This is a genomic window from Micromonospora sp. NPDC049836, from assembly GCF_044465125.1.
Lineage (GTDB): Bacteria > Actinomycetota > Actinomycetes > Mycobacteriales > Micromonosporaceae > Micromonospora.
The window spans coordinates 1-2,155 of the sequence record NZ_JBITLH010000038.1 but is presented as its reverse complement, the minus strand read 5'-3'; the positions used below and the strand labels follow the sequence as shown (position 1 = coordinate 2,155).

The window sequence follows — 2,155 nt, the reverse complement described above, 5'->3', positions numbered from 1 at the left end:
TGTCGGCTCCGCCTGAAAACTAACCCCGTGGTTCCGGCTGAAGGTTGACCCCCTCCGGAAGCATCGGGAGGTGCTGAGCGTGGAGGACTGGGCGGAGATTCGCCGGTTGCACCGGGCTGAGGGGATGGCGATCAAGGCCATCGTTCGTCGGCTGGGGGTCTCGCGGAACACGGTGCGCAAGGCTCTGGCAAGTCATGAGCCGCCGCGGTATCAGCGGGCGGCGAAGGGTTCGATCGTGGATGCGGTCGAGCCGCAGATTCGGGCGTTGTTGGCGGAGTTCCCGGACATGCCGACAACGGTGATCATGGAACGGGTCGGCTGGGGCCGGGGCAAGACGGTGTTCTGTGATCGGGTGCAGCAGCTGCGGCCGTTGTTCCGGCGCCCCGACCCGAGCCAGCGGACGGACTATCTGCCGGGTGAGTTGGCGCAGTGTGATCTGTGGTTCCCGCCGGCGGACGTGCCGTTGGGCTTCGGGCAGGTGGGTCGGCCGCCGGTGCTGGTGATGGTGTGCGGGTATTCGCGATGGCTGTCGGCGGTGATGATCCCGTCGCGGCAGTCGGCGGATCTGTTGGCCGGGCATTGGACGCTGATCTCCGGCTGGGGCCGGGTGCCCAAGGCGTTGGTGTGGGACAACGAGTCCGCGGTCGGGCAGTGGCGGGCCGGCCGACCGCAGCTGACGGAGGCGATGAACGCTTTTCGCGGCAGCCTCGGGATCAAGGTAATCCAGTGCCGGCCGGCGGACCCGGAGGCCAAGGGCCTGGTCGAACGGGCGAACGGCTATCTGGAGACGTCCTTCCTGCCCGGGCGCCGGTTCGCGTCACCGCAGGACTTCAACACGCAGTTGGCGGAGTGGTTGGTGCGGGCGAACACACGCCGGCATCGGAGGTTGGGCTGCCGGCCGGTGGACCGGTGGGACGCCGACCAGCAAGCGATGCTGCCGCTTCCCCCAGTCGCGCCGGTGGTCGGCTGGCGACAGATGACCCGACTTCCCCGCGATCATTACGTGCGTCTGGACGGCAACGACTACTCGGTGCATCCGTCGGTGGTGGGACGACGAGTCGAGGTGGTCGCGGACGCTGACTGGGTGCAGGTGTTCTGCGACGGCCGGCTGGTGGCTCGGCATGACCGCTGCTGGGCCAAGCATCAGAGCATCACCGACCCCGCCCACCGCCAGGCCGCCGCTGATCTGCGCATCGCCGCCCAACGCACTCCGGCAACGGCTCTCGACGCCCAAGTCGAGCGGCGACCGTTGAGCGATTACGACCGCATGTTCGGCCTGGACGAGGCGGCCGCGTGATGGCCGCCAAGACCAACCGCAACGTCGCCTCGGAGATCGCGTTCCTCACCCGCGCCCTCAAGGCGCCCTCCCTCGCCGCCGCGGTGGAGAGGTTGGCGGAGCGGGCTCGGGCGGAGTCGTGGACGCATGAGGAGTTCCTCGCCGCCTGCCTGCAACGCGAGGTCGCCGCCCGCGAAGCCCACGGCGGCGAGGGACGCATCCGGGCAGCGCGGTTCCCGGCCCGCAAGAGCCTGGAGGAGTTCGACTTCGACCACCAACGCTCCCTGAAGCGGGAAACCATCGCCCACCTCGGCACGTTGGACTTCATCACCGGCCGGGAGAACGTCGTCTTCCTCGGCCCGCCCGGCACCGGCAAAACCCACCTGTCCATCGGCCTGGGCATCCGGGCCTGCCAGGCCGGACACCGGGTCGCGTTCGCCACCGCCGCCCAATGGGTCTCCCGCCTCGCCGACGCCCACCACGCCGGGCGCCTGCAAGACGAACTCGTCAAGCTCGCCCGGATCCCGCTGCTGATCGTCGACGAGGTCGGCTACATCCCCTTCGAAGCAGAAGCCGCGAACCTGTTCTTCCAGCTCGTCTCCAACCGCTACGAACGAGCCAGCCTGATCGTCACCAGCAACAAGCCCTTCGGCCGCTGGGGCGAAGTATTCGGCGACGACGTCGTCGCCGCAGCCATGATCGACCGCCTCGTCCACCACGCCGAAGTCATCTCCATGAAAGGCGACAGCTACCGACTCAAAGACCGCGACCTCGGCCGCGTCCCCGCAGCCACCAAGACCAACGACTGAACATCTACAACCAGCGAGGGGGTCAAAGTTCGGCCGGAACAGAGGGGTCAGGGTTCAACCGGTGTTGACA

General features: G+C 68.2%; 2 protein-coding genes. Both read left to right on the top strand.

Features of this window, described 5'->3' with window-relative positions:
- The first annotated feature begins 70 nt into the window (after window positions 1-70).
- Window positions 71-1,297, top strand: coding sequence for an IS21 family transposase (gene istA, locus ACIBPB_RS33620; protein ID WP_396843256.1), 1,227 nt, complete (start codon window positions 71-73; stop codon window positions 1,295-1,297).
- Window positions 1,297-2,085 (top strand): IS21-like element helper ATPase IstB, encoded by a 789-nt coding sequence (istB, locus tag ACIBPB_RS33615; protein WP_396843255.1) that lies wholly within the window; start codon window positions 1,297-1,299, stop codon window positions 2,083-2,085. The genes istA and istB overlap by 1 nt, the downstream gene beginning before the upstream one ends.
- Window positions 2,086-2,155 lie beyond the last annotated feature (70 nt).